At 49.4% G+C, this 3,570-nt stretch carries 4 protein-coding genes; 2 read left to right on the top strand and 2 right to left on the bottom strand.

From position 1 onward, the window contains the following. Positions 1–359: 359 nt before the first annotated feature. On the bottom strand, positions 360–1,694 hold the full coding sequence (locus ACYVK4_RS27095) for a PAS domain-containing sensor histidine kinase (protein WP_461130707.1): 1,335 nt from the start codon (positions 1,692–1,694) through the stop codon (positions 360–362). Positions 1,695–1,960: 266 nt separating this feature from the next. Further along, a complete protein-coding gene (locus tag ACYVK4_RS27100) occupies positions 1,961–2,089 on the bottom strand; it encodes a hypothetical protein (protein WP_461130708.1) in 129 nt (42 codons plus the stop codon). Between the two features lie 203 nt (positions 2,090–2,292). Here ACYVK4_RS27100 and ACYVK4_RS27105 point away from each other — a divergent pair, with 203 nt between their 5' ends. Both ACYVK4_RS27105 and ACYVK4_RS27110 read left to right on the top strand, forming a co-directional pair. Beyond that, positions 2,293–2,853 (top strand): response regulator, encoded by a 561-nt coding sequence (locus tag ACYVK4_RS27105; RefSeq protein ID WP_461130709.1) that lies wholly within the window; start codon positions 2,293–2,295, stop codon positions 2,851–2,853. A gap of 198 nt (positions 2,854–3,051) precedes the next feature. Then, positions 3,052–3,414 (top strand): hypothetical protein, encoded by a 363-nt coding sequence (locus ACYVK4_RS27110; RefSeq protein ID WP_461130710.1) that lies wholly within the window; start codon positions 3,052–3,054, stop codon positions 3,412–3,414. Positions 3,415–3,570 lie beyond the last annotated feature (156 nt).

Consider the following 3,570-nt stretch of genomic DNA (forward strand, 5'->3'; position numbering starts at 1 on the left):
CGGTTACTGGTTGCGGTACCGAGTCCAGTCTAAAACACTAACTATCGAAACTAGCGTATTTGTGAGACACTGATTTTTAAAATCTCTCCCGTGGTCACCCACCAGTGGTGGTGAGACATTCCGACCGGCCATAGCCGTTTTCGGGCGTGTTACAACCATGGGTAGGGTGGGTGTTTCAAGTAGCCTCATTCAGCGCCAGAGGTAAGCTTGCCCTAGTACGGTCATGTTTACTTCCGTATGAAACCAGAGCCCGCTATCTCAATACCCTTACTAGTAAGCCCTTCTCATGGCATACCCAGTAGCGCTTCGCTTATTCGACTAATGGTTGACGTAATCAAGAGCCTACCTTAAAGAACCATCTAGTCGGTTCCATGCCACTCGTCAAGGGGAAGAATTACCGTAAAAGTAGTACCAAACCCCACTGTACTAGCCACCTCAATGCGGCCATGTAACAACGCCACATACTCCTGACAGATGGCCAGCCCAAGGCCTGTCCCCTGAATATGACGGGCATTACTGGCCCGGAAGAATTTACTAAACAAGAAAGCTAATTCGTTTTCGGGTATGCCAATGCCCGCATCGCTGACGGCCAGTCTGACCTCAGTCGAGCCAAAAATAAGACTTAACCGGGGAGGTTGCGTTGAAAATTTAAATGCATTACTCAGCAGGTTGGTCAGTATTTGCCCCAACAACCGCCGATCGACCACCATTCCCACCGCAACCCCACGCACCTCCAGTTGCACGGGTCGAGAGCTCGCTCGCTCGGTCCCGAAACTCGATTCGATTAGACGGCGGCTGAACAACACCAAGTCCGTCCATTGGGGGTGCACCGGAACTTTCTCCGCTTCGATTTGGCTCAAGGTGAGCGTATCACCAATTAAGGTAGTAAGGGCCTTTACTTGCTGGGTTATAACCTTCAAATGCCGGGTGATGAGTGCTGTGGCTGGCCGGTCGGCCTCTCGATCCACATACTCGGTGATCAAGTCAACACTGGACTGAAGCACCGTCAGAGGCGTTCGAAACTCATGAGAGGCTGTCTCAATAAAGCGAGACTTTAGCTGGTTGAGCCGACGTTCGTTGGCCAGCGACTCTTCCAGAATACGCTCTTTGTCAATGGCTGAGGTGATATCGGTAGCGACCCCGATTCGCCGCAAAGGAACACCTGCCGGATCGAGCGCCAGGAATATGCGGGCTTGCATCCAGAACAGACGGCCATCCAGGTGGCGAATCCTAAAGCGAAAGTGGCTGTGGGGTTGGGGGCTTATAAAGGCCTCCCGAGCTATCGATTGATCCTCCGGCAGGATAGCCTCCAGAAAGGACAGCGGATTCGCATACACGGTTTGGGGGCTTCGGCCGCTGTAGGTTTGATAGGCCGGATTCATGTAGAGAAACGTGGGGCGGTGGAGGTCCCGAATCCAGAAGATTTCATCGACATTCTCGGCTATGTCCTGGAACCGTCGTTCACTGTCCAGCAGTTGCTCTTCGAGGGGTGGCCGGTCCAGCCCGGCTGGTGGGACCGGTTCCGCAGGGGGCTCCTCTTTGAGAGGTTGTTTAGGCTGGGAAAGTCGGCTACTACCCGCCGGGATGGGGGGCGGAACGTTTACCCGCGCAACAAAGCGTGGCCGGCCCCAGTGGCGATACAGGGTGGATAAGCTAGCGCCCAGCCAGATGAGCCAAGCAATACCCTTTTTCATTGGTTTCAGCAGTTAATCGTTTACCGTGTCCATAGAAATTTAGCCGTGTCTAAAATTTAACCTAAGCACTACGGCCACCCTCTGCCCGCTTTGACAAAGCGGCTCTGGCTGGGCGTAGTACTAGCGGCTTATCGATTCTCTTCCGGTCGTACACGAGGTTGGCCGTCAGCGATAGAAGCTTAAATACCAAGCCGCTCCATGACCGCATTCAGCTCTTTCTTTAGCTCGTCGATGGACTGCTCAGTGGCTGCCGCTGAGCCAGCCGCCTATTTGGTCGTCGCTTCCAGTTGGGAAAGCCGGGCATCAAGTCTAACTTGATAACCAAGAATGAGCAGTAGTAGCCCCAATGTAACCAGCCGATCGATGAAGGGGCTACTGGTTGATGTTTTCTCCATAGTTTGCGGGAAAGTTAATGCATAAGCTAGGCAAAACGGTATTTGAAACCCCTTTCCATAAATTTAAACCTTACCTACTTAACACAAAATAATATAAGTATATTTATATATAGATATACTTAAGTAAATAAGACTATCCCCATAGAATAGCTGATAGTCCGTATCATCAATACATCCATCCCTATATCGCTTTTTGTACTACCATGAGCCAGTCTCCTCACGCTAAACAAAACCATTTTGATCAACTGATGGCCGACTATCAGGCTCGGGTCTACGAAACCTTTTTACCCAATAACCAACCCGCTATGGACCTCCTTCAAGTGCCAAACAAAGACTTTGCCCGGCCGTCTTCCCCGACGATCTTAGTCGTGGAAGACAATGCCGATCAGTGGCTGATGACCCAGTGGGCCCTGCAGCAAAGATATGAGAAAGCCAAACTCGTTTGGCTGGCTGACGGGCAGGCCCTCCTGCCTTATCTGGATAGCTGCCAGAGCCGGCAAATTCAGCTACCCTGTGTGATTTTGGTCGATCTCTATTTGCCCACGGCTCCGCAGGGGCTGCAGGTTTTACACCACTTGAAAGCTCATCCGTTGTATCAGCTCATACCCACCATTATGCTCAGTTGGTCCGACCAGCCAGCAGACATCTTATCGGCTTTTGAGCACTCGGCGGATGGCTATCTGGTTAAGCCCAGCCGTTACCCCGATTGGCAGCCAGCCCTGCGCCTATTAGATCCGTATTGGACCCACCGAAGCTTGGCTTGACGATTGTCTCATAGTCACCCTAAACAGGCTAACACGGGTACTGGCTTTACGACGATGAGAGCTGAGACAAGGTTTAAAGTCGTGCCGTTTAGTTAATTAAACTAAAAAAAGTCCTACATGAAGTAATTTTGAGTTGACTTACCGGGTTAGCTCTAGCAAGTGCATTTACAGTAAAACGCAGTAATTAATTAAGTAATCATGACACGCGATGTCTTCAACAAGGTATTTGATACCTATCGACAACGATCCATAGAAGCCCTAGAAGAATCCGTGGGCCAACAGGTGTCAGTTTCTGAGTCTACTTGGTTTATATGCCTACGAGGACATATTGAGGAGTGGAAACACCATTATGGACAGCAAGATCAAGCTATTCAGCAGATTAGGGTCAAATACCAGTTTTTACAACAAAGCCTACGTGAACTAACCGAAACGGACCAGTTAGCTTTACGGACTCAGGAAGAAAAGGAATGTCAGGCCATGGAGTCATCTTTTGGGCTAAGACGGGAGATGATTTTTGAACGCCATCAGCAAGAGTTAATGATTAACAAACTTTCTCAGTAAAATTATATTTAGCTATTTGGCTCGTAGGTTTAGTAGTTGACAATTATCTATAATTCTGAGTCAGACTTGGAACGCTACTCTCGTCTCATATATGAGCGTTTTCTGATACAATCCGAAAAGCTCACTGAACTGATGGAATTTAATCTTTGGCTTATA

It is taken from the genome of Spirosoma aerophilum (genome assembly GCF_054782495.1).